This window comes from Rhodococcus sp. NPDC076796, assembly GCF_040702765.1.
Lineage (GTDB): Bacteria > Actinomycetota > Actinomycetes > Mycobacteriales > Mycobacteriaceae > Rhodococcoides.
In genome coordinates, this window is record NZ_JBFBMS010000002.1 from 120,373 (window position 1) to 142,737 (window position 22,365).

Below are 22,365 nucleotides of genomic sequence, written 5' to 3' on the forward strand. Positions count from 1 at the left end.
CTTGTCACACTCTCCCCGGCGGGAATCCACCCGCGGCGATCGGTCCCCAGGTGTCGATCACGATGCGTATCAACGACTTTCCCTGCTTCACCATCGCCGCGCGGTACTCGTCCCAGTCCGAGTGCTCGCCGGCGATGCTGCGGAAGTACTCCACCAGAGGCTCGACGGCGTCGGGAAGATCGATGATCTCGGCCGTGCCGTCGACCTGGACGTAGTCGCCGTTCCAGTCGTCGCTGTGCACCAGCACCGTGACGGCGGAATTGCGGCGGATGTTGTGCACCTTCGCGCGCTCGGGGTAGGTGGCGATCACGATGCGGCCTTCGGAGTCCACCCCGGCCGAGACCGGAGAGACCTGCAGACCGTCGTCGCGCTTGCGAGTGATGAGAGTGTGGTGGTGTCGCGGAGATACGAATTCGAGCAGTTGCTCACGCGAAACGGTTTCGGCTTTTGCAATGGTAGGGGCCATGAATCCCATGGTAGAGAAGTAGTCTTCTCGCCTATGGCCGACAAGTCGAAACTGTGGACTCTCTCTCCCGTCGATGTGCTGCGCGCCAGCGCCTCTCCCCGTGTGGAGGACATCGATTTCACGGCAACTCCGGGCTTCGACGGTGCCAAAGCACACGGCAACGACGTCCTCGAGCAGCGCGGTGCAGTACTCGCGGCGCTGCAGGAAAAGCTCTATGCACATGGGCGCGCAGGCGGCACCAAGTCGGTTCTGCTCGTGCTGCAGGGCATGGACACCGCGGGCAAGGGCGGCATGGTCAAGCACGTCATCGGGATGGTCGATCCGCAGGGCGTCGACCTCGCCTCGTTCGGGGTGCCGACTCAGGAAGAGAAGCAACACCACTACCTGTGGCGCATCCGCAAAGCACTTCCGCGGGCAGGCCGAATCGGGGTGTTCGATCGATCCCACTACGAGGACGTTCTCGTCGTCGCGGTCCACGACCTCGTGCCACGGCAGGTGTGGGAGAAGCGATTCGACGAGATCAACGCCTTCGAGAAGGGATTGGTCGACGAGGACACGGTCGTGGTCAAGGTGGCCTTGTTCGTGTCGGAGGACGAGCAGAAGAAGCGATTGCAGGAGCGGCTCGATCGACCCGAGAAGCACTGGAAGTACAACCCGGGCGACGTCACCGAGCGTGGCTTCCTACCGCAGTACCGGGCGGCGTATCAGCGGGTGCTGGATCGTACGGACTTCGACCATGCACCGTGGTACGTCGTTCCGGCCGACCGCAAGTGGTACAGCCGCTTGGCCGTCACGGAAATCCTGATCGACACGTTGGAGAAACTCGATCTCGATTGGCCCGCAGCAGATTTCGACGTCGAACACGAGAAGAAGCGGCTGGCCGAGAGCTGAAGACCGCTTCGAATGCGTGAATGGTCCATTGACCCCCGTCTGGGCAGGTCAACGGACCATTCACGCGTCCAAGAAGACTGTTACAGCGTGGCTGCGTCGATCACGAAGCGGTAGCGCACGTCGGACTTGACGACGCGGTCGTATGCCTCGTTGATCTTCTCGGCCGGGATGACCTCGATCTCGGCACCGATGTGGTGCTCGGCGCAGAAGTCCAGCATTTCCTGGGTCTCGGCGATGCCGCCGACCATCGAACCGGCGAACGAACGACGGTTGGCCAGCAGGTTGAACGCGGGCACCTCGAGGGGCTTCTCGGGAACACCCAGCTCGACGAGGGTGCCGTTGCGAGCGAGCAGTCCGAGGTACTTGCCCATCGGCAGGTTCGCGGAGACCGTATTGAGGATCAGGTCGAACTTGCCCTGCAGATCCTTGAGGGCGGTGGTGTCCTTGGTGGCGTAGTACTCGTCGGCACCGTAGGCCTTGCCGTCGGCTTCCTTGGCGTCCGTCTGGCTCAGCACGGTGACGTGGGCTCCGAGTGCGTGCGCGATCTTGACGCCGATGTGGCCGAGGCCGCCCATGCCGATGATGGCGACCTTCTTGCCCGGTCCTGCTCCCCAGTGCTTGAGCGGCGAGTACAGGGTGATGCCCGCGCACAGCAGCGGTGCGGCGACGTCGAGCTCGACGCCTTCCGGGATGCCGAGGACGAACTTCTCCGTCACGACGATCTGGGTGGAGTAGCCGCCGTGGGTGAACTCGCCCTCGTAGGTCTTCGAGTTGTACGTCTGGACGACGCCTTTGGTGCAGTACTGCTCGTCGCCGTCCTTGCACGCCTCGCACTCGCCACAGGAATCGACGAAGCAGCCGACGCCGACGCGGTCGCCCACCTTGCGGCTGGTCACCTCGGAGCCGACCTCGGCCACGATGCCGGCGATCTCGTGCCCGGGAACGACGGGGTAGGTGGTGCCGCCCCATTCGTTGCGGGCAGTGTGGATGTCGGAGTGGCAGATGCCGGCGAACTTGACGTCGATGAGGATGTCGTTCGGTCCGACGGCGCGTCGCTCGATCGTCGCCTTCTCGAGCGGGGCGTCCGGAGCGGTGGCCTGGTAAGCGGTAGCTGAAGTCATATCTACATTGCTACCTACGCATCAGTGCAAGCGCAAGGCAGCTACCGCCTCGACCAGGCTATTCCTGCTCTAAACGAGTCGTTCGCAACAGTAACGTCAGCTGTTCTTGGCGATATTGACGCCCAGCCACCCAACATACGCCACCAGACCGACAAGTCCGATCTTGCGGGTCTTGGGGTAGGCGATCGCCGCACCGACCGCCAGTTCGGTGGCTCCGTTGCGACTGATCCAGGTTCGCGTGTCCTTGGGGAACGGGAGCTTGGTGATTCCCTCGAACGCCTCCGGCACCACGAAGTGGGCGGCGCCGGTGGCGGCCAACCCGATCCCGAATGCCTTGGGAACCACACCGTTCGACTTCGTGGACTTGCTCACTGACACGCTCCTGTGATCGAGGTGATTGAACTGGCAAAACGACAATAGCGCTACGCGACGGTGGCTACTTTGCGACCCGGCCGTTCTCGTAGCGATAGAACCCGGCTCCGGTCTTCTTGCCCACCTGCCCGGCCTCGACCATGCGCAGTAGCAGCGGCGGTGCGGCGAAGAGCGGTTCGGCGAATTCCGAGTGCATGGAATCGGCAATTGCTTTGACGGTGTCGAGGCCGATGAGATCGGCGAGTGCGAGCGGCCCCATCGGGTGCGCGAGCCCCAGCACCGTCGCCTTGTCGACATCTTCCTTGGTGGCGAATCCGGATTCGACCATGCGAATCGCGGAGAGCAGATAGGGCACGAGCAGCGCGTTGACGACGAAGCCCGAGCGGTCTGCCGAGCGCACCACCTGTTTGCCGAGAACGTCGCCTGCGAATCGCTCGGCACGGTCGGCCACTGCCGGTGAGGTCAGGTCGGTGGTGACGAGTTCGACGAGTGGCAGTACCGGGACCGGGTTGAAGAAGTGCAGACCGACGACGCGGCCGGGTTCCGTAGTCGCGGCTCCCAGGCTGACGATGGGAATGGAGGAGGTGTTCGAGGCGATGACGGCGTCGGGGTCGGTCACCACCGAGTCGAGTTCGGCGAAGATGTCGGCCTTGATCTTCTCGTCTTCGAGCACTGCCTCGACGACGAGTTGACGATCGGCGAAGTCTGCGAGGTCGGAGGTGAATCGCAGCCTGGCCGCAGCGTGCTCTCGCTCGCGTTCGGTGATCTTGCCGCTGCTGACGCCGCGGTCCAGGGACTGCAGGATGCGGCTGCGACCGGCCGTCGCCAGTTCGCGGGTCTGTTCGTGGACCAGCACGTCGACATGGGCGCGGGCGCACACCTCCGCGATTCCTGCCCCCATCTGCCCCGCTCCGACGATCCCCACCCTCTCCACCGTCAAGGCAAACTCCTAGCGAATAATGTTGCAGCACAACAGCTTAAAGCGAGATGAGGGTAACTCTTGCCGGGCACGCCCAAGACCTTCGCGATACAAATCAGGCGGCCCGCAACGGATGTTGCGGGCCGCCCGACTAGTGCGCTGAAGGTCAGGAGAGGCGGCTCAGTGGAACTGGCCTTCTTCGGTGGAGCCCTTCAGTGCAGCCGTCGAGGTGTTGGGGTCGACGGTGGTGGCGATGCGGTCGAAGTAGCCGGCGCCAACCTCACGCTGGTGCTTGATGGCGGTGAAGCCGCGCTCTTCGGCAGCCTTGAACTCGCGCTCCTGCAGGTCGACGAACGCGGTCATGCCTTCGCGGGCGTAGCCGTGTGCCAGGTCGAACATGCCGTAGTTGAGCGAGTGGAAGCCTGCGAGGGTGATGAACTGGAACTTGAAGCCCATGGCTCCGAGTTCCTTCTGGAACTTGGCGATGGTCGCGTCGTCCAGGTGCGCCTTCCAGTTGAACGAAGGCGAGCAGTTGTAGGCGAGCAGCTGGTCCGGGAACTCGCTGCGAACCGACTCGGAGAACTTCTTGGCGACCTCGAGATCCGGCACGCCGGTCTCCATCCAGATGAGGTCTGCGTACGGTGCGTAGGCCTTCGCACGAGCGATGCAGGGCTCGATGCCGTTCTTGACGCCGAAGAAGCCCTCGGCGGTACGGGTTCCGTCGAGGAATTCGCGGTCACGCTCGTCGACGTCGGAGGTGATCAGCGTGGCTGCCTCGGCGTCGGTGCGGGCGATGATGACCGACGGGACGTCGGCGACGTCAGAGGCCAGACGCGCGGAGGTCAGGGTGCGGATGTGCTGCTGGGTGGGGATGAGAACCTTGCCGCCGAGGTGGCCGCACTTCTTCTCCGATGCGAGCTGGTCTTCCCAGTGCACGCCTGCAGCGCCGGCCACGATCATGGCCTTCTGCAGCTCGTAGGCGTTCAGTGCGCCACCGAAGCCGGCTTCGGCGTCGGCGACGATCGGTGCAACCCAGTTCTTGACGGAGGTGTCGCCCTCGATCTTGGCGATCTCGTCGGCGCGCAGCAGTGCGTTGTTGATGCGACGGACGACCGACGGCACCGAGTTGGCCGGGTAGAGGCTCTGGTCCGGGTAGGTGTGGCCCGAGAGGTTGGCGTCGCCTGCGACCTGCCAGCCGGAGAGGTAGATCGCCTGGAGGCCGGCGCGAATCTGCTGCACGGCCTGGTTGCCGGTGAGGGCACCGAGCGAGTTGATGTAGTCCTCGTTGTTCACGAGGTCCCACAGGATCTCGCTGCCGCGGCGAGCGAGTGTCGCCTCTTCGACGACGGTGCCCTGGAGGTCGGAGACCTGCTGCGCGGTGAAGTTACGGGTGACGCCCTTCCAGCGGGGGTTGGTGTCCCAATCCTGCTGGATCTCGGCGATGGTCTTCGGGGTGCCGGTGGTCGACATCTTCAGCTCCAGTCTCTTCTGCTTCTCGGCCTGCCTCGAGACGAATCTTCACATCGTTGCCAGGCCCTTCTGGTGTACTCCAAAACAATGGCACACCCGAAAACATGCGTCTACCAGTTGTTAGTGCCAATCTTGGCTAGCTTTACCGGCACCATTGCTAATGTTGCTAATTTTCGGGCGACGCAAACCGCTCCGATCGGACGGCGTGGTTACTCGCCGGTAGCGATGAATCCCCAGTTGATGAACGGAATGAACAAAATTCCTTACCGGACGCTTGTACGGTTTGAGGAGGGCGTCTGAATCGAGTCAGAAACCGGCCTCCATGTGACCGACATCACAGTACTCCGATCCCACGATGTGAACATGCACGGGGTGCTCCACTCGCCATCACGTTCGCGGGGATTCCGCGTCCGTCGCTCCCGAGTGGAGCGCGACGCGCACTCATCCACAGACACGCAGCTATCCACAGGCCATTGCATTTCCCCAGTTCGAGCATCTGGGGCCGGCCGACACATCCCCGATGCTGCACCGATGGCTCCCGACAACACCGACGCAGGCTCCACTCCCGGCCCCACAGGTCGTTCCGCAGGCTCCACTCCCGGCCCCACAGGTCGTTCCGCAGGCTCCACTCCCGGCCCCACAGGTCGTTCCGCAGGCTCCACTCCCGGCCCGGCCACCCTTCAGCAGCTGGTCGCCTCCGGACTCCACCCCACCACCGTCTCGCGGCGCTTCACCCGTGTTCTGCCGACGGTCCATATGCGAGGGGAACCGTCGACGATGGATCGGTGTCGGGCCGTTTCGCTGTGGCGACCGGACGCCGTGCTCAGTCACCGGTCGGCCGCATACCTGCGGGGCTGGACGACGGAGCCGTCCACTCTCGATGCCACCGTCCCTCGCTCGGCGAGGTTGCGGCCACCGCCATGGCTTCGGCTACACCGTCGCGCACTCGATTCCGTGTTAATCGACCAAGTCGGGACTCTGCCCTGCACCACCCCTGCGCAGACGATTCTCGATTGCCTGGCGGTACTCCCCCGCGCCGAGGCCGAGTTGCTGATCGACGAACGCCTGAAGTTCGGACTCGACCCCGCATCGCTCCTCTGCTTGCTCGAGCGGTTCCCAGGTCGACGCGGCAACGCAGAGTTGGCTCGCCAAGTTCGGTTGGCAGTGACCAGATTCGCCTCGGAACCGGAGCGGGCATTGGGACGCGCGCTGCACCGGATCGGGCTGTTCCTGGAGATGAATGCGGCAGTCGGTCCGTACATCTGCGACCTCGTCGACCGTCGCAGCCGAACGATCATAGAAGTGGACGGGCGCGAATTCCACAGCGCTGCAGAGGTGTTCAGCAAGGATCGGCGTCGGCAGAACGCTTTGGTGCTCGATCGCTGGCTGGTGCTGCGCTACTCGGCATTCGACGTACTGGCCGCACCGGACGTCATCGCCGGCGAGATTGCGTCGGTGATCCGGCGACGTCGGGAATCGCGGCGATGACTGCACACAATGCTCCACTCCCGTGCCCGTATGCGGGATCTATCGGATCTGCCGCGTCGAGTGGAGCACCTTTTGCACCAGGCCCTGAATGCACGAAATGCTCCACTCCCGGAGCCGCGCACGATATTCATCGCACACGCCCCCGGGAGTGGAGCACCAGTTGCCGAGATCAGATACGGACGCCGGTTCGGTCGTCACTGTGTGCAACCACCCGAGAGGTGATCGGTGTCCGACGCGAGGAGAGCACCCCGAGGGCACCCATCGCGGCGATCACGAGTCCACCGATGATGGCGAACAGGTCCGCAGCGAGCAATCCGGACGGGAACACCATCAGCGCGGGCGAGACTGCGAGCAGCAGGCCGAGACCGACGTGGGTCCAGTGGCTTTGCCTCGACGACGATCCGATGGCCCACAGCGCGGTCGATGCAGCGAGAATGCCGAGCACGAGGATCGCACCGGTGACTTCCTGGTCTCCCTGGACGGGAAGCCAGACGGTGGATGCGACGAGCACGGCTCCGGTGACGAATACGACGACGTCCCTGACGATTTCGGATGTGCGTTGACGGTTGGACATGACCGCTCCTCGTGGTGCGTGGTGAATACCTCGTATACCGGTATACGCCTTTACCTCGGCTAATGTTCCCGAACAACACCGAATTGTGATCCAGCAGCTAGTTGCCAATGCTGTTAAGCCAATTCTTCACAGGCGTAGCCTGGCGATATGTCCAAAACCTTCGTCGGCGTGCGGCTTCGGCAGCTCCGCAGCGAACGCAGCATGAGTCAGGTGGCGCTGGCGCAGAAGCTGGGAATCTCGGCCAGTTATCTCAACCAGATCGAGCACGACGTGCGTCCACTGACGGTGCCGGTACTGCTGCGGATCTCCGAGGTGTTCGGCGTCGACACGTCGTTCTTCGCCTCCGAGGACGACACCAGGCTGGTCGCCGAACTCCGCGAGGTGGCGCTCGATCAGGACATGGGAATCGACGCCGATGCGCACGAGATCGCGCAGATGGTCAGCTCACACCCACAGTTGGCACGGGCAATGGTCAACATGCACCGCCGATACCGCAATACGACGGCTCAGCTGTTGGCCGCTACCGAGGAGCGTTTCTCCGACGGCAGTGGCAGTGGTTCCATCAGCAAGCCGCACGAGGAAGTGCGTGACTACTTCTATCAGCGGCAGAATTATCTGCACGAATTGGACACTGCGGCAGAGGCTCTGACGTCGAGGATCCGATTCCATCGCGCCGACGTCGGCGGCGAGATCGCCAAGCGGCTGCGGACCGTTCACGATGTGCAGATCGTCAATCGCATCGACCTCGGCGAGAACGTGCTGCACCGGTTCGACCCACAGACGCGAGTCCTGGAGATTTCACCGCATCTGTCCGGCGGGCAGAAGGTGTTCAAGTACGCCGCCGAACTCGCCTATCTCGAATGCGGGGATCTGCTGAAGAAGATGGCCGACGAGGGCAATTTCACCAGTGAGTCGTCGAAGAAGTTGGCGGTGCTCGGTTTCGCGAACTACTTCGCCGCCGCGACGGTGTTGCCGTACCACCAGTTCCACGATGTGGCCGAGGATTTTCGGTACGACATCGAGCGGCTCTCGGCCTTCTTCTCGGTCAGCTACGAGACCATCTGCCATCGCCTGTCCACCTTGCAGAGGCCCGAGCTTCGGGGCGTGCCGTTCTCGTTCGTGCGCGTCGATCGCGCCGGGAACATGTCGAAGCGACAGTCCGCCACAGGTTTTCACTTCTCGTCCAGCGGTGGCACGTGCCCGCTGTGGAATGTGTACGAGACGTTCGCCTATCCGGGCAAGATCATGACGCAGATCGCCGAGATGCCCGACGGCCGCAGTTACCTGTGGATCGCCCGCACCGTGGAGCGACGCGCTGCGCGATACGGTCAGCCCGGCAAGACCTTCGCCATCGGCCTCGGTTGCGAACTGCGCCACGCCGGAAGGCTGGTGTACGCCGACGGTCTGGACGTGCAGGGTTCGGCGGCGGCGACGCCGATCGGAGCGGGCTGCCGGGTGTGCGAGCGCTCGAACTGCCCGCAACGCGCATTCCCGCCCCTGGGCAAGGACCTCGACATCGACGAGCACCGAAGTTCGGTGTCCCCGTACCTCGTTCGCTGAGACGAAAGGAAGACTGCAATGACGCGAATCGGCGTTGTACTCCGACCCGAACTTTCGCCGGAAGATCTCGTCGCGGCGGCACGTGCGGCCGACCGCGCAGGCGTCGACGAGGTGTGGTTGTGGGAAGACTGCTTCTACTCCGGCGGACTGTCCACTGCTGCACTGGTTCTCGCGAGCACCGAACGCGTGAACGTCGGCATCGGGGTGCTGCCCACTCCGATGCGCAACGTGGCAGCCACAGCGATGGAGATCGCCACCGTGGCCCGAGTCCATCCTGGGCGGCTACGCGTCGGGCTCGGGCACGGTGTTCAGTCGTGGATGGGTCAGATCGGGGCGCGAGCGCAGTCGCCTCTGACATTGCTGAGCGAACAGATGGCCGCGCTCACCGCACTGTTGGCGGGCGAGAGCGTCACCGTGCAGGGGCGGTACGTCTCACTCGACAACGTGCAGCTGAATTGGCCTCCGCCGCAACCACCGCCACTGCTCGTCGGTGCGACGGGGCCGAAGACTCTCGCCCTGAGCGGCCGCCACAGCACGGGGACCATCCTCACCAGCGAGACGTCACCGGATCAGGTGCGCGCTGCCGTCGAGCACATCGATGGTGGACCGGGACACGAGATCGTCGTCTACGTGGCCATGAGTTCCGATTCCGATGCCGCGCCGAGCAATCTGCAACGCTGGATCGACGCCGGTGCTACCACCGTCGTACTCGAGCCGGCCGCGGATCGATTCGATCTGGCCGGCCTGTTCACGCACGCCGCGTCGTCGACGCAGCGGTCCTAGCGCTCTCGCAAGAACCGCCCCGCGTCCGCGAAAGCCCGTGCTCGACGCGTCAGCGTGGGTGGCGCAGGCTTCTCGCCTCGCCACAGGCGGTAGAGGGTGCTCATGCTCAGGATGAGTCGTTCCGGTGAGTCCCAGTGCGCGTATGGCTGAAATTCGCCTGATTTGAGCAGGTTTCGGGCGGCCACGGTGGAGTCGAGTCCGGCGTCGAAGCAGCTGCGTCCGGCCTCGGACACCCAGGTCCAGTAGTTGCGGACGGCGCGGATCTCGTCGGTGCCGCACAGCGGTCCGTGGCCGGGAACGTAGACGGCGGCGTCGAGCGCGAGGAGGTGGTCGAGGGCGTCGATCCAGTTCTGCAGCGGGCCGTGCCAGAGCACCGGGGTGGCGTCGATGAACAGCAGGTCACCAGCGAACACGACCCCGACGTCGGGGAGGTGGGCGATGAGGTCGCCTTCGGTGTGCGCCGGGCCGAGGTAGCGCAGGTGTACGGGTCGTCCGGCCACGTCGATGGTCTCGGTGGTCTCGAAGGTGTGGTCGGGCAGCCGAGGCAGAGCCCCGGGGAAGGTGGCGTCGCCGCGGACTCGGTTCATGTAGGAGCCCATCGCACCGACCAGTCCCGGCACCCAGCCGATCCTCGCGCCGAGAGAGGCGAACGCGTCCACCCCTTTCGGTGGCGTTTCTTCCTTCATCGCGTGCAGTGACGCGGCGCTGGTGGTGATGCGAGCGGAGGCGGGGACGGTGTCGTTTCCCCACCAGTGATCTCCGTCGGAGTGAGTGTTGAGCACTTCGGTGATCGGCGCGTCGGCCACCAGTTCGGCGGTGTCGGCCACGACCCGCTGCGCCCAGTTCACATCCCACACGGTGTCGATCAGCATCGACGCGGAACCCGGCGCGACGATCAGTCCGGTGTTGGTCTGTCCCCAACTTCCGGGCGGCCGCATGAATGCCCAGGTGTCGTCGGCGATCTGTCGGTACCCCACCTCTGTGTCTCCCACCGCCACAGGCTAGCCGCTGAGAAGCTCCCGCATGTGAGAGTCCCACTGTCGTTCCGGGAAGCACCGATTCAACAGCTCGATCATGATGGGCACGGCCGTGGACGCACCGGGCGACGCGCCGAGTACCGCGGCAATCGTGCCATCCTGCGAGGCAACCACTTCGGTGCCGAATTGCAGCGCACCGTCCTTCACGATCTGAGCGCGCTGACCGGCGTTGGTGATGGACCAGTCCGCCGATTCGGCGTGTGGCAGAAATTCACGCAGGGCCGCGATCTTCCTGCTTCTCGTGGCGGTCAACTCGGAGAGCAGCAATCCGATCAACGGAGTGTTCTTGCGAGCCATCGACAGCAATGAGCCGATGTTGTCCCTACCGACCGATCGCGGAAGGTCCAGCATCGATCCGTGTTTCAGAAACTTCGGGTTCGCCCCGGCATACGGTCCGAACAGAATCGATCGCCGGCCGTCGACGACGCGAGTATCCAGGTGCGGCACCGACATCGGAGGAGCTCCGATGGGTGGCGTACCGTACACCTTGGCGTGGTGCCGATCGACCAGCTCGGGTCGATCACAGCGTAGGAACTGTCCGCTGATCGGCAACAGTCCGTAGCCGCGCGCCTCGGCAATTGCGGCTCGGCGCAGCAACTTCAGAGCCCAGCCACCGGCTCCGACGAACACGAAGCGGGCGCGCTCCACCGGTCGACCGCCGCGCACGTCGAGTCGCCAGGATCCATCGCGATCCTGACTCAACCCTCGCACTTCACGGCCGGTCTCGACGCTCGCGCCTGCGACCTCCATGGCCTCGAACAGCTGCCGCGTCGCTGCACCGAAGTCGACGTCGGTACCCGTCGCATCTCGGGTCGCCGCCCACTGCCCCGTCCTGCCCTCTGCCACGAGCGGTGCCCATTGCCGAAGCACCGCAGCGTCTTCGGTGTACTCCATCGCCTCGAACAGCGGGTGCGCGCGCAACGCACGGTGCCGTGCGCGCAGAAATTCGACGTTGTCGGCACCCCGTACGAGCGTCATGTGCGGCACCGGGCGCACGAAGTCCACCTGAGGAAGCGTCGACCAGAAGCGCCGGGTGGTCGCGTACTGCTCGGCGATCCCCACGGCTCGATCGATGTCGACGGACCCGTCGGATCGCAGTGTCGTGTAGTTGGTCTCGCACAGACCGGCATGACCGGTTCCGGCGTTGTTCCATCCGTCGGATGCTTCCGCTGCCACGCGAGGCAATCGTTCGAGCACCCGAATCGACCAGCTCGGTTCCAGTCGCTGCAGCAGTGTTCCGAGCGTTGCACTCATGATTCCGCCGCCGACGAGGATGACGTCGTCCATTTTCCGCCCCTTTCTCGTACTAAGTACGAGTCACGCTAACACCGACTCGTACATCTGTATAGTTGTGCCGATGCCCCGCCTGACCAGGACTGCCGTCGTCGATGCCGCACTGGACGTCGCATACCGTCGCGGGCTGGACTCGCTCACCATCCGCAAGATCGCCACCGAACTGGGCGTCTCCCCCATGGCGATCTACTGGCACGTCGAGAACAAGGACGAGCTACTCGACGCCATGGGCGACCGCGTCTGCCAGGACCTCGAGATCACCGTGGATCTCACCGCCGCGTGGTGGGACCAATTGCGCACCGTGCACGAGGACTTCATGCGCGCCCTGCGCGCACACCCGGGGGCCGCGACCATCGTGGTGCCGCGAATGCTGTTCTCTCCCAACAGCAGAGCCGCGATGGAACTGAGCCTGAAGCTCCTGCGTGAGGCCGGCTTCTCCGTTCCCGACGCCACCCAACTCGCCCGCCAGGGTGTTCGGGTCGCCATTTCGCTGATCACGGAGCCCTTGTTCACCGGTTTCGATGTCGAGCCGGCGCGCCGGGCACACGTCGAGGACGAGGTGGCGTCGACGATGAAATCCCTCGATCCCCAGGAGTTTCCGAACATCCTCGCTGCCGCCCCGCATCTGGCCGATGCCACGGCTCGGGCGGCGTTCGAGAAGCTCGGTCTCGACACCTTCATCGCGGGCGTCCGGGCCCTCGCCCGAGAGAACGACATTTCGTCCTGATCGAAAGTAAACCACTGGACATCTTGTCGGGTGGCGAAGTCTCGTCCGTAGGTGCAGGCTTTGCAGAACCGAAACAGTCGACGCTAGGGGTTCAGTGATGACGGTGCCTGTCCTGCAGAACTACATCGACGGGGCGTTCGTGACGCCCTCGGGCACCGAGATGCTCGATGTAGTGAGTCCGGTGGACGAGTCGATCGTCGCCCACTCCCCCATCTCCGACGCCGCCGATGTCGATGCTGCGATGTCGGCCGCCGCCAGTGCATTCGAGACCTGGGGCAAGACGACGCCGGGCGAACGGCAGAAGGTGCTGTTGAAGCTCGCCGACGCCATCGAGGCGCACAGCGACGAGATCGTCGAAGCGCAGAGCCGCAACACCGGTCAGCCCAAGGCCACCATTGCCGCCGAGGAAGTCACCGTCGGTGCCGATCAGATTCGGTTCTTCGCAGGCGCGGCGCGGATGCTCGAGGGCAAATCGGCGGGCGAGTACATGGACGGCTTCACCTCCTATGTTCGACGCGAACCGATCGGTGTCGTCGGTCAGGTGACGCCCTGGAACTACCCGTTCATGATGGCGATCTGGAAGATCGGTCCCGCGCTGGCCGCCGGAAACACCATCGTGCTCAAGCCGAGTGACACCACCCCCGAAAGCACGCTGGTGCTGGCGAAGCTCTCGAAGGGCATCGTCCCCGACGGCGTGCTCAACATCGTTCTCGGTAACGGCGGCACCGGGGCGGCCATCGTGGAGCACAAGACTCCCGGCCTGGTATCGATCACCGGTTCGGTGCGCGCCGGCATCGCTGTTGCCGTGGCCGCCGCCAAGCAGCTCAAGCGGGCGCACCTCGAACTCGGCGGCAAGGCACCGGCAATCGTGTTCGACGACGTCGACATCAGCAAGGCCGCCGACGGTATCGCCGAGGCCGCGTTCTTCAACGCCGGTCAGGACTGCACCGCCGTCACCCGTGTCCTGGTACACGAGTCGGTGCACGACACCCTCGTCGATGCCCTTGTCGCCAAGGCGAAGACGCTGAAAGTCGGCCTCCCCGACGACCCCGACACCTTCCTCGGTCCACTGAACAACGTCAACCACTTCGGTCAGGTGAGCGCCAAGGTCGACGGTATCGGCGCGCATGCCACCATCGTCACCGGCGGCAAGCGCATCGGCGACAAGGGCTTCTTCTTCGAGCCCACCATCATCACGGGCGTGCAGCAGTCCGACCCCATCGTGCAAGAGGAGACGTTCGGCCCGGTGCTCACGGTACAGAAGTTCACCGACGAGGCCGAGGCCATCGCGCTCGCCAACGACGTCGACTTCGGTCTCGCGTCCAGCGTCTGGACCTCCGATCATGCACGCACACTGCGCATCTCGGCAGCTCTGGACTTCGGTGCCGTCTGGGTCAACTGCCACATTCCATTGGTAGCGGAAATGCCACACGGCGGCTTCAAGTACTCCGGCTACGGCAAGGACCTCTCGGCCTACGGCGTCGAGGATTACACCCGCATCAAGCACGTCATGAGCTCGACGGAGACTCTTCGATGACCTGGCATCCCCTCGATCCCATGTCCAGCGACGAATTCGCCGCCGTGGCCGAGGTTCTCGGCCGCGATCACGGCGTCGGCGACGGCTGGCGCTACGCCTCGATCGAGATGATCGAACCGGCCAAGTCCGAGGTCGCCGCGTTCGACGCGGACGGTACCGTGCCTGCGCGTCGAGCAGTGTCGGTGGTGTTGAACCGCAACGAGAACACCACCTTCAAGGCCGTGGTGTCGCTGGACGATCGCACCACCGAATCGTGGACACATATCCCCGACGTGCAGCCCAACTTCACCGTCGACGAGTGGGAAGAGGCCGACGCGGCCCTGCGTGCCCACCCCGATGTGATTGCCGCCCTTGCCGATCGCGGTATCACCGATCTGGATCTGGTGTTCATGGACACCTGGACCTACGGCGAGGCGGTGACGCCCGAGAAGTACAAGGGTCGACGCCTCGGCTGGTCCGACACGTGGGTCAAAGCTGCGGAGGGTGCCAACCCCTATGCCGGACCGGTGGGCGGATTTCACTGCGTCATCGACGTGAACACGATGGAATTGCTCGAGATCGAGGACACGTATCGCGTCGAACGGCCGGCAATCATGGGCGAGTACGTGCCTCGCCACATCCCGGAGCGAATCAGGAATTCGAGCACACGTCCACCCTTGAAGCCCCTCGAGATCACTCAGACCGAGGGGCCCTCGTTCGAGCTCGACGGCAACAAGTTGACCTGGCAGAACTGGTCGCTGCGCGTGGGATTCAACTATCGCGAGGGCATGACACTGCACGCCGTCAACTACAACGACAACGGCAACGTGCGGTCCGTGGCGAATCGAATGTCGTTCGCGGAGATGGTCGTTCCCTATCGCGATCACACCGAGGATCACTATCGGCGCACCGCGTTCGACATCGGCGAGTGGGGCCTGGGATTCATGACCACCTCGCTCGAGCTCGGCTGCGATTGTCTCGGCGAGATCCGGTACCTCGACGCGGTGCTGCACAACAGCAAGGGTGAGCCGTACACGATCACCAACGCGATCTGCATTCACGAGGAAGACAACGCCGTGCTGTGGAAGCACGTCGATCACGACGCCGGAGCCGAGGTGCGACGGATGCGTCGACTCACGGTCAGCTTCCATGCCACGGTGGCGAACTACGAGTACCTCGTCTACTGGCGGTTCTATCAGGACGGCAACATCGAGTGCGAGGTCCGTGCGACGGGCATCATGGTCGTCACCCACTTCGACGAAGGCGGCTCCCATCCGTCCGGAACGCTGGTCGACAATCGGACCTACGCGCCCTATCACCAGCACTTCCTGGTCGCCCGGCTCGATCTGGACATCGACGGCACCGAGAACACCGTGTACGCCAGTGAGACGCAACGGGTTCCGATGGGCCCCGACAATCCTTACGGTCTCGCGCTGACTCAGGTCAACACCCCTCTCACCACCGAGTCCGAGGGCAAGCAGGATTACGACTGGAACACCCAGAAGGCATGGAAGGTCGTCAACGACAACGTCACCAACGGCCTCGGCACCCGGCCCGCGTACAAGTTGGTTCCGGGAGCGGCGATCCCGTCCATGTTCGATCCCGCGTCGCCGATCTTCCAGCGCGCCCAGGTGATCGGCCACACCGTCTGGGTCACCCCCAATTCGCCCGAGGAGCGTTGGCCCAGCGGCGAGTTCGTCAACCAGAGCGGCGTCGACCACGGGCTGCCGGAGTGGACCGAAAAGGATCGCAGCATCGAGAACACCGATGTCGTCGTCTGGTACACCTTCGGCATCCATCACATCACTCGGCCGGAGGACTGGCCGGTGATGCCCGCGGACACGGTCTCGTTCTGGCTCAAGCCGTTCGGATTCTTCGATCGCAATCCCTCGCTCGACGTCGCACCGTCGGAGCAGAAGCATTGCCACACCGATCCCGGTAGCACCTGCCATTAGCTCGACCGACTTCAGGGAAGGTCCGCCCATGCGTCTGATCGTGGGGTACCAGGCAACACCGAGTGGCGCGGACGGAATCGCCCTGGGCGCAACGCTCGCGCGTTCGCTGCAGGCTTCGCTGGACATCTGTCTGGTGCTGCCGCAGGAGCGTCCGGTGCCGTCCAAAGCGCCGGTCGAGGCCGCATACGACGACATCCTCATCGATCGGGCCACCGCCTGGCTCGACGAGGCACTCACCCTCGTACCCGATGATGTGCAGGCACGCGCGCACCTGTTGTTCGACGAGTCCTTCGCACAGGGCCTGCTCGACGCGGCCAGGAGTGGAGCCTGCGGAACGACCGAAGGCGACGACGAGTTCGATGCGTACATGATCGTGGTCGGTGCGGCCGGTGACGGTCTGCTCGGACGCCATTCGATCGGTACCGTCACCAGCGATCTGCTGCACGTGGCGCATGTGCCGCTCGCGCTGGCTCCGCGGGGGTATCGGCATTCTCCGCCGCAGCGGATTCGGGAGATCACCTGCGCCATCGGAAATCGGCCGGGGGCAGCAGAACTCGTCGAAGCAGCCACCGACCTGTCCGTCACCGCAGAGTTGCCACTGCGCCTGCTCTCCCTCGTGTCCGCCGAAGAGCAATCGACACGGGGACAGAGTGGTCTCGCCAAGGCCGAGGAAGTGCTGCGTACCGTGCAAGCGGAATTGCCTGCGGGATCGGACGTGCAGCTGAGGGTGGCGGAGGGCTCCGGCATCGAGAAGGCCGCTTCTTCGCTCGACTGGCACGACGGCGACGTGTTGATGGTGGGGTCGTCTCGACTCGCGCAACCTCACCGTCTCTTCCTGGGATCGGTTGCCGCCAAGATGCTTCGGGTCGTTCCCGTTCCGATGATCGTTGTTCCGAGAGAGGCCGGCGATGAATGAGCACAAGGTAGTCGACGTCGAGTCCAAGGGCCTGTCCGCCGGCCAGCTCGGGTTGCTCGCCAGTGTGGTCCTGGGCATCTCGACCATCGCACCCGCGTACGCACTCACCGCGTCGCTCGGCCCGACGGTCACCGAGGTCGGGGTGCACCTGCCCGCGATCTTCATCGTCGGCTTCATCCCGATGTTGTTGGTGGCGTTGGGCTATCGAGAGCTCAACGCGGCCGAGCCCGACAGCGGCACGTCGTTCACGTGGGCGTCGAAAGCCTTCGGCCCGTACGTCGGCTGGATGGGTGGATGGGGTCTGATCGCGGCCACCATCATCGTGCTCTCGAACCTGGCCGGAGTGGCCGTCGACTTCTTCTACCTCTTTCTCGCCCAGGTCACCAGCAACGACTCCTTGGCCGATCTGACCGGCAACAAGCTCGTCAACATCGTCACGTGCCTGGCGTTCATGGCGTTGGCGGCGTGGCTCTGCTACCGCGGCATGCAGGAGACCAAGCGTGTGCAGTACACGATGCTCGGCTTCCAGCTGTTGGTGATGGCATGGTTCATCGTGGCGGCATTCGTCAAGGTCGGTGCGGGCGACGGGGCCCAGGACATCTCGTTCAGCCTGGACTGGTTCGACCCGTTCGGTATCCCGAGCTTCTCCGCCTTCACCGCCGGGCTGTCGCTGTCGATCTTCATGTACTGGGGCTGGGACGTCTGTCTGACGGTCAACGAGGAAACCTCGGGCAGCGCAAAGATTCCCGGGCGCGCAGCGCTGGTCACGGTGTTCTTCATCATCGTGCTGTACTTGCTCACCGCAGTGGCCACCCTGCTCTTCGCAGGCACCGGTGACACCGGAAACGGACTGCAGAATCCCGACACCACCGACAACGTGTTCGCCGCCCTCGCCGGGCCGGTGATGGGTCCCTTCGCGATCCTGCTGTCACTGGCCGTGTTGAGCAGCTCCGCCAGTTCACTGCAGGCCACGTTCATCTCACCGGCGCGTACTTTGCTCGCGATGGGTCACTACCAGGCCCTACCGAAGCGGTTCGCCTCCATCACACCGAGATTCAGCACTCCGGGCTTCGCGACGCTCGTCGCAGGCGGGGCATCCGCCGGCTTCTACGCCGTGATGCGGGTGGTGAGCGACAACGTTCTCACCGACACCATTGCCGCTCTGGGACTGATGATCTGCTTCTACTACGGCATCACCGCATTCGCCTGTGTCTGGTACTTCCGCGAGGACTTGTTCACCAGCACCCGGAACTTCTTCTTCAAGTTCTTGGCACCGCTACTCGGCGGGGTCGGGATGGCCGTGGTGTTCGTGCAGACCTCGGTCGACGCCTGGGATCCCGAATTCGGCAGCGGCTCCTCGCTTTTCGGCATCGGGATGGTGTTCCTCATCGGCGTCGGCATCATCGTTCTCGGCATGGTCGTCATGGCGGTGGTAGCACTGCGCAAGCCGGAGTTCTTCAAGGGCAACATCCTCCGCCGCGATACTCCGTCACTGATCGTCGAAGACTGACGATCCCCCTGGACTTCGTCGACGCCCGGGCGGCTCGACGCCACGTTGCTGCAGGCCTTGCAAGATCAGCTCGCCGACCCGCACCCAGGCAGGCCGGTCGGCCCACTGCGCCTCGAGCAGTGCGTTGGCTCGAGGGTCGTCGAGACCGCGCTCGAACGACCACTCGAGGGCATCACCGTCCCAGGCGTTCACCATCCATTCGACCGTGTCGTCCGCGAGCTCCTGGATCCGTGGGTCCTCGGGTTCGAGCTCGGCTGCTCGAAAAGAGCGCACCATCAGTGCCAGATAGCCCGGGTCCTCGAGCATGACGGCACCGAATTCCTCCAGCCAGGGATCGAGCCTGGGCCGGTAGACGGCATACGTCAGCACCCAGGCATCGCGATAGTGATCGACCACTCCGGAGTCGATGCCCGCTTCGCGCAGGTGCTCGATCAGGCCGACGATCAGATCGGGAAGGACCAGCGCGTCGCCTGCACGCAGCAGCCTGAGTCTGTCGCGATCCTTCTCGAGACGTTCGATCCTGGTGCTCAGATCGGCGTCGATCTCGACCAAGGCCAGGTCGAGTGATTCCTGCGAGGCGTCGAGCAGCTCGTGGACGCGCGCCAGTGGCACACCGGCCGAGGCAAGAGCAACGACGCGGGAGAGCCGCAGGACGGCCTCCCCGTCGTAGAGGCGGTAACCGGAAGTGTCGCGGTGTGGCTCGTCCAACAGCCCCTGCTGGTGGTAGAACCGCACGGTTCGGGTCGTCACGCCCACGTAGGAAGCCAGCTCACCGATGCGCAGCATGGCGACCATTCTTGCCGATCAACCGTCCACCCCGGCAGAGTCCGGCACCGGTTCGGTGAGCTCACGCGCACCCGGACTCAGCACCGCATAGGCAGCGACAGCGGTCCATCCGACTCCCATCACGACGGCCCCGAGAGCGAGATCACCGCCGACGAGCACCACCGACATCAGTCCCAGCCCCATCGGACCCGCCACGAGCCCGCTCATGTTCAGCCAGCCGAGGACGCGCCCCCGGACGTCTGCGGGAACGCGTTCGGCCACGTAGACGTTCCAGATCGGACTGAAGAGCCCGGATCCGAGACCCATGACGAGCATCCCGGCCGCGACGATCCAGAATCCCTGCAGCTGTGCGAACAGCCAGATACCTGCGGTCATCGCGGCCATTCCCGTCACGAAGGTGGCCCGTCGCGATCGGGCGGCCAACACAGCGAACAGTGCCGACCCCGCCAGTGCACCGACCGCGAACGCCGACATCGCCAGGCCCAGCTGCCCGGGTTCGCCGATCTCGTTGAAGTGGCCGGGCAGCAGCAGGCTGATCATCGGCGGGGTGACCAGACTCGCGAGGAACGCAAAAATCAGCATCGCTCGCAGTGCGGGCGTGGCACGGATCAGGTCCAGGGCACTCCCGGACCCCGTGGCAGCAGTCGGGAATGCCTGCCCCATGACCGGAACCAACGCAGTCAGCACCGCTGCGGCCGCCGAGGAGGCGGCGGTGACGGCTACGACGTCGATCGGATCCAGCACGCTCAACAGCAGGCCTGCCAGAGCCGGTCCGGCCAGGAAGGCCAGTGAGAACCCGGTCTGAAAGAACCCGGCCACCGTGGTGACCGACGTTCCCGAGATCGACGCGACGTCGGCGAGCATCGCTTGACGAGCCGTCATCCCCGGAACATCGAAGACAGCGCCTGCGACTCCCAGCACAACGAACCATGGCACCGACAACCCCACCGTCGCGCTCACCACGATCAGGCCGAGTACCGCAGTCGCGCTGCCGAGGTCGGAGACGACGGCCACGTTGCGTGCCCCGAATCGGTCGATCAGTCGACCACCGGCGAATGTTGCCGGCACCGCAGCGATGCCGGCTGCCGCTGCGATCAGACCTGCCGACGACAGGCTTCCGGTCGTGGCCAGCACCAACCAGGGCAGGACGATCGTGATGGCCGAGTTGCCGAAAAGCGACAATGACGCGCCACCGATGTACAGCGGGACAGCAATACGAATGCGACTCATGCTTCGATGATCGGCATTGACGTTGCGTCAAGGTCAAGATGAACATGCCCGACGCCAGCGTCAGAGTGGAATTGAAGACCGTCCGAAACAGCATGTCGGTGCAGGAGGTAATCCCGTTGGCGATCTCGTAAGGTTTGGTCATGAAATCGTGCGTCGACAGGTGGGACTATCGTGGCAGCGCAAATCCGCGGAACGTATCCACATCCATTCCCGGCGAGCCGGTTTCGTGACGTACTCCGGAACTGTCGAAGCCGACCGTCACCAGTTCGTGGTCGGGTCACAATCCGCGGAGACCTACGAACCAGCTGTCACCGGCAGCGTCATCGAAATAGGACGGAATTTCGTCACTGTCATGACAGGTGTCGCGTACGGCCCGGTGACGGTGACGGTCGAACTACTCACCGCCGACCCCGGTGACCCCAGCGCCGGAGCCGAGTGGGAGATCATCGAAGAAGCCACCGTCAAGGTGAGCAAGCCGTTCCGAGTCGTCACCCTCGATGGCGAGATTGCGCACGATTTTCCTGTGCTGCCGATTACGAAGGGTCTCAACACCTTTCGAGTCAGCGCGCGAGGTCGAGATGTGAAACCTGGCCTGATCGTCACCGAGCCCACCGAGTCGTACCTCGTCCAGGTCTGGAAGGTCACCCAGCCTGCCGCTCTGCGACGACTCCACAAGAGCGACACGGTGTGGAACGACGACATCACCGTCCACAAGGTCAGAAGCTGGTGGGACCCCGATCCCGTCGCAGACGCGACCCTGTACATCAAATACGGCTACGAATACATGGCGAACCAAGTCAAACAGGACGCGATCAATTGGGGTGGGCGACCGCCCACCGACAAGCTCAACCGCGCCTACGTTTCCAAACAGTTCGCATTTCACGACAGGATGCTCGTCGACGCACTGGCGCGCGCCCGCGCACCGAAACTGCGCAAGATCGCGGCGTGGGCCGTGCGCCGGTCTTACACGCTGGCTGGCATCGCAGATATCGACTGGATTCGTGCCGGGCTCGAGGCGTTCGAACACGGCACTCAGCTCCCGGCACCGTTCGACGACAGGCACAGCACGAAAGTGTGGGACGCCTTCGACGCCGACCCCCGCATCCAACTACGGGCAACATCGAATAACGGCGAACAGACCCCGACGGCGGCATCGGTAGCGATGAATGCTTTGTCCGATTCCAGCGGGGACGAACCGTTCGCGGCCCTGTTCTACGCGCTGGAAACCCTGCTGAAGGTGCAGCACCGGGTCGATCACCCGGACCAGTTGCCGTTCCAAAGGCCGGACTACGACCACGCGGGGCTCATCTCCGAAGTGCGTCGGGAGTTCTTTCCGAAACTGGCCCCCGCCGACCAATACGAACGTTGGATCGGCCACACGGTCGACGACGTCCTGCAAGCGGGTGCAGGACAGTGACGGATCGTATCTCGACCTACTGCTCGCTCATAGGCTAGGCCACTTGTGCTGACGAGCATCCTCTCTGTAGTAGAAGAAGAACGCCGAACCAATGATCGGCAAAAGCCAAGCTGCCAGAATCGAAATCGCCGTACGCCGCGCGTTCAGAGGTGGCCCGGCGGCAGCAGACACATAGGCAGCAAGACCGAACCACAGCAACACCAGAAGCAAACCGATACCCATCTTCACGAAGAATGCGTCAAATCCAGCGTCGCAGACGCCAGCGTTCACGCACTCACTGAAACCAGCTTCGGCTAGAAAAGGGCTCACAGCTTCAGGCTAGCCCGCGCACATG

Annotated in this window: 21 protein-coding genes; 10 read left to right on the forward strand and 11 right to left on the reverse strand. The window is 64.0% G+C overall.

The window, feature by feature from the left end:
• Positions 1 to 4 precede the first annotated feature (4 nt).
• Entirely contained in the window at positions 5 to 466 is a 462-nt protein-coding gene (locus AB0366_RS05690) for a PPOX class F420-dependent oxidoreductase (protein WP_068046196.1), read from the reverse strand.
• A gap of 33 nt (positions 467 to 499) precedes the next feature.
• On the opposite strand from AB0366_RS05690, the gene AB0366_RS05695 reads away from it, so the two are divergent.
• Entirely contained in the window at positions 500 to 1,357 is an 858-nt protein-coding gene (locus AB0366_RS05695) for a PPK2 family polyphosphate kinase (protein ID WP_366243051.1), read from the forward strand.
• Between the two features lie 80 nt (positions 1,358 to 1,437).
• Here AB0366_RS05695 and AB0366_RS05700 read toward each other — a convergent pair whose 3' ends face one another.
• The 4 genes from AB0366_RS05700 to aceA all read right to left on the reverse strand — a co-directional run bounded on the left by AB0366_RS05700 (position 1,438) and on the right by aceA (position 5,239).
• Complete coding sequence (locus AB0366_RS05700; RefSeq protein WP_037186868.1) at positions 1,438 to 2,478, reverse strand: NAD(P)-dependent alcohol dehydrogenase; 1,041 nt, start codon at positions 2,476 to 2,478, stop codon at positions 1,438 to 1,440.
• A 96-nt stretch (positions 2,479 to 2,574) separates the two neighbouring features.
• The gene (locus tag AB0366_RS05705) at positions 2,575 to 2,850 is read right to left on the reverse strand and encodes a hypothetical protein (protein WP_094614003.1); all 276 of its coding nucleotides are present in this window, start codon (positions 2,848 to 2,850) and stop codon (positions 2,575 to 2,577) included.
• A gap of 64 nt (positions 2,851 to 2,914) precedes the next feature.
• Entirely contained in the window at positions 2,915 to 3,790 is an 876-nt protein-coding gene (locus AB0366_RS05710) for a 3-hydroxybutyryl-CoA dehydrogenase (RefSeq protein WP_366243052.1), read from the reverse strand.
• Between the two features lie 159 nt (positions 3,791 to 3,949).
• Positions 3,950 to 5,239: an isocitrate lyase gene (gene aceA / locus AB0366_RS05715; protein WP_037186862.1), complete on the reverse strand. Its 1,290-nt coding sequence runs from the start codon at positions 5,237 to 5,239 to the stop codon at positions 3,950 to 3,952.
• Positions 5,240 to 5,770: 531 nt separating this feature from the next.
• Here aceA and AB0366_RS05720 point away from each other — a divergent pair.
• Positions 5,771 to 6,727: a DUF559 domain-containing protein gene (locus AB0366_RS05720; RefSeq protein WP_366243053.1), complete on the forward strand. Its 957-nt coding sequence runs from the start codon at positions 5,771 to 5,773 to the stop codon at positions 6,725 to 6,727.
• A 169-nt stretch (positions 6,728 to 6,896) separates the two neighbouring features.
• Here AB0366_RS05720 and AB0366_RS05725 read toward each other — a convergent pair whose 3' ends face one another.
• Positions 6,897 to 7,301 carry a hypothetical protein gene (locus tag AB0366_RS05725; RefSeq protein ID WP_366243054.1) on the reverse strand — a complete coding sequence of 135 codons (405 nt, stop codon included), beginning with the start codon at positions 7,299 to 7,301 and terminating at the stop codon, positions 6,897 to 6,899.
• A gap of 147 nt (positions 7,302 to 7,448) precedes the next feature.
• Between AB0366_RS05725 and ramB the strand changes: the two genes are divergently transcribed.
• Together ramB and AB0366_RS05735 are read left to right on the forward strand one after the other, a co-directional pair.
• Positions 7,449 to 8,861: an acetate metabolism transcriptional regulator RamB gene (gene ramB / locus AB0366_RS05730; protein WP_121873501.1), complete on the forward strand. Its 1,413-nt coding sequence runs from the start codon at positions 7,449 to 7,451 to the stop codon at positions 8,859 to 8,861.
• A gap of 18 nt (positions 8,862 to 8,879) precedes the next feature.
• On the forward strand, positions 8,880 to 9,644 hold the full coding sequence (locus tag AB0366_RS05735; RefSeq protein WP_366243055.1) for an LLM class flavin-dependent oxidoreductase: 765 nt from the start codon (positions 8,880 to 8,882) through the stop codon (positions 9,642 to 9,644).
• On the opposite strand, the gene AB0366_RS05740 is transcribed toward AB0366_RS05735, so the two are convergent.
• Both AB0366_RS05740 and mqo read right to left on the reverse strand, forming a co-directional pair.
• Complete coding sequence (locus AB0366_RS05740) at positions 9,641 to 10,636, reverse strand: MBL fold metallo-hydrolase (protein ID WP_366243056.1); 996 nt, start codon at positions 10,634 to 10,636, stop codon at positions 9,641 to 9,643. The genes AB0366_RS05735 and AB0366_RS05740 overlap by 4 nt on opposite strands.
• Positions 10,637 to 10,645: 9 nt before the next feature.
• Positions 10,646 to 11,968 (reverse strand): malate dehydrogenase (quinone), encoded by a 1,323-nt coding sequence (gene mqo, locus AB0366_RS05745; protein ID WP_366243057.1) that lies wholly within the window; start codon positions 11,966 to 11,968, stop codon positions 10,646 to 10,648.
• 70 nt (positions 11,969 to 12,038) lie between these two features.
• Between mqo and AB0366_RS05750 the strand changes: the two genes are divergently transcribed.
• The 5 genes from AB0366_RS05750 (at position 12,039) to AB0366_RS05770 (ending at position 18,598) form a co-directional block, all read left to right on the forward strand.
• Positions 12,039 to 12,701, forward strand: coding sequence for a TetR family transcriptional regulator (locus AB0366_RS05750; protein WP_366243058.1), 663 nt, complete (start codon positions 12,039 to 12,041; stop codon positions 12,699 to 12,701).
• Between the two features lie 97 nt (positions 12,702 to 12,798).
• Positions 12,799 to 14,238, forward strand: a complete 1,440-nt coding sequence (locus AB0366_RS05755) for a gamma-aminobutyraldehyde dehydrogenase (protein WP_366243059.1) — start codon at positions 12,799 to 12,801, stop codon at positions 14,236 to 14,238.
• Positions 14,235 to 16,172: a primary-amine oxidase gene (locus AB0366_RS05760; RefSeq protein ID WP_366243060.1), complete on the forward strand. Its 1,938-nt coding sequence runs from the start codon at positions 14,235 to 14,237 to the stop codon at positions 16,170 to 16,172. The genes AB0366_RS05755 and AB0366_RS05760 overlap by 4 nt, the downstream gene beginning before the upstream one ends.
• 28 nt (positions 16,173 to 16,200) lie before the next feature.
• Positions 16,201 to 17,088, forward strand: a complete 888-nt coding sequence (locus AB0366_RS05765) for a universal stress protein (RefSeq protein WP_366243061.1) — start codon at positions 16,201 to 16,203, stop codon at positions 17,086 to 17,088.
• Positions 17,081 to 18,598 carry an APC family permease gene (locus AB0366_RS05770; protein WP_366243062.1) on the forward strand — a complete coding sequence of 506 codons (1,518 nt, stop codon included), beginning with the start codon at positions 17,081 to 17,083 and terminating at the stop codon, positions 18,596 to 18,598. The genes AB0366_RS05765 and AB0366_RS05770 overlap by 8 nt, the downstream gene beginning before the upstream one ends.
• Here the strand turns inward: AB0366_RS05770 and AB0366_RS05775 are convergent.
• Complete coding sequence (locus AB0366_RS05775; protein ID WP_366243063.1) at positions 18,578 to 19,384, reverse strand: MerR family transcriptional regulator; 807 nt, start codon at positions 19,382 to 19,384, stop codon at positions 18,578 to 18,580. The genes AB0366_RS05770 and AB0366_RS05775 overlap by 21 nt on opposite strands.
• Before the next feature lie 18 nt (positions 19,385 to 19,402).
• On the reverse strand, positions 19,403 to 20,614 hold the full coding sequence (locus tag AB0366_RS05780) for an MFS transporter (protein ID WP_366243064.1): 1,212 nt from the start codon (positions 20,612 to 20,614) through the stop codon (positions 19,403 to 19,405).
• Positions 20,615 to 20,840: 226 nt separating this feature from the next.
• On the opposite strand from AB0366_RS05780, the gene AB0366_RS05785 reads away from it, so the two are divergent.
• Positions 20,841 to 22,031, forward strand: a complete 1,191-nt coding sequence (locus AB0366_RS05785) for a transposase (protein ID WP_366243065.1) — start codon at positions 20,841 to 20,843, stop codon at positions 22,029 to 22,031.
• A 27-nt stretch (positions 22,032 to 22,058) separates the two neighbouring features.
• Here AB0366_RS05785 and AB0366_RS05790 read toward each other — a convergent pair whose 3' ends face one another.
• Positions 22,059 to 22,301: a hypothetical protein gene (locus AB0366_RS05790; RefSeq protein ID WP_366243066.1), complete on the reverse strand. Its 243-nt coding sequence runs from the start codon at positions 22,299 to 22,301 to the stop codon at positions 22,059 to 22,061.
• Positions 22,302 to 22,365: the final 64 nt, after the last annotated feature.

What these genes read in the sequence shown, in the direction of transcription:
- AB0366_RS05690 (WP_068046196.1), bottom strand. Translation starts at nt 466, where the DNA reads ATGGCCCCTACCATTGCAAAAGCCGAAACCGTTTCGCGTGAGCAACTG.
- AB0366_RS05695 (WP_366243051.1), top strand. Translation starts at nt 500, where the DNA reads ATGGCCGACAAGTCGAAACTGTGGACTCTCTCTCCCGTCGATGTGCTG.
- aceA (WP_037186862.1), bottom strand. Translation starts at nt 5,239, where the DNA reads ATGTCGACCACCGGCACCCCGAAGACCATCGCCGAGATCCAGCAGGAT.
- AB0366_RS05780 (WP_366243064.1), bottom strand. Translation starts at nt 20,614, where the DNA reads ATGAGTCGCATTCGTATTGCTGTCCCGCTGTACATCGGTGGCGCGTCA.
- AB0366_RS05750 (WP_366243058.1), top strand. Translation starts at nt 12,039, where the DNA reads ATGCCCCGCCTGACCAGGACTGCCGTCGTCGATGCCGCACTGGACGTC.
- mqo (WP_366243057.1), bottom strand. Translation starts at nt 11,968, where the DNA reads ATGGACGACGTCATCCTCGTCGGCGGCGGAATCATGAGTGCAACGCTC.
- AB0366_RS05755 (WP_366243059.1), top strand. Translation starts at nt 12,799, where the DNA reads ATGACGGTGCCTGTCCTGCAGAACTACATCGACGGGGCGTTCGTGACG.
- AB0366_RS05725 (WP_366243054.1), bottom strand. Translation starts at nt 7,301, where the DNA reads ATGTCCAACCGTCAACGCACATCCGAAATCGTCAGGGACGTCGTCGTA.
- AB0366_RS05775 (WP_366243063.1), bottom strand. Translation starts at nt 19,384, where the DNA reads ATGCTGCGCATCGGTGAGCTGGCTTCCTACGTGGGCGTGACGACCCGA.
- AB0366_RS05720 (WP_366243053.1), top strand. Translation starts at nt 5,771, where the DNA reads ATGGCTCCCGACAACACCGACGCAGGCTCCACTCCCGGCCCCACAGGT.
- AB0366_RS05760 (WP_366243060.1), top strand. Translation starts at nt 14,235, where the DNA reads ATGACCTGGCATCCCCTCGATCCCATGTCCAGCGACGAATTCGCCGCC.
- ramB (WP_121873501.1), top strand. Translation starts at nt 7,449, where the DNA reads ATGTCCAAAACCTTCGTCGGCGTGCGGCTTCGGCAGCTCCGCAGCGAA.
- AB0366_RS05735 (WP_366243055.1), top strand. Translation starts at nt 8,880, where the DNA reads ATGACGCGAATCGGCGTTGTACTCCGACCCGAACTTTCGCCGGAAGAT.
- AB0366_RS05765 (WP_366243061.1), top strand. Translation starts at nt 16,201, where the DNA reads ATGCGTCTGATCGTGGGGTACCAGGCAACACCGAGTGGCGCGGACGGA.
- AB0366_RS05770 (WP_366243062.1), top strand. Translation starts at nt 17,081, where the DNA reads ATGAATGAGCACAAGGTAGTCGACGTCGAGTCCAAGGGCCTGTCCGCC.
- AB0366_RS05700 (WP_037186868.1), bottom strand. Translation starts at nt 2,478, where the DNA reads ATGACTTCAGCTACCGCTTACCAGGCCACCGCTCCGGACGCCCCGCTC.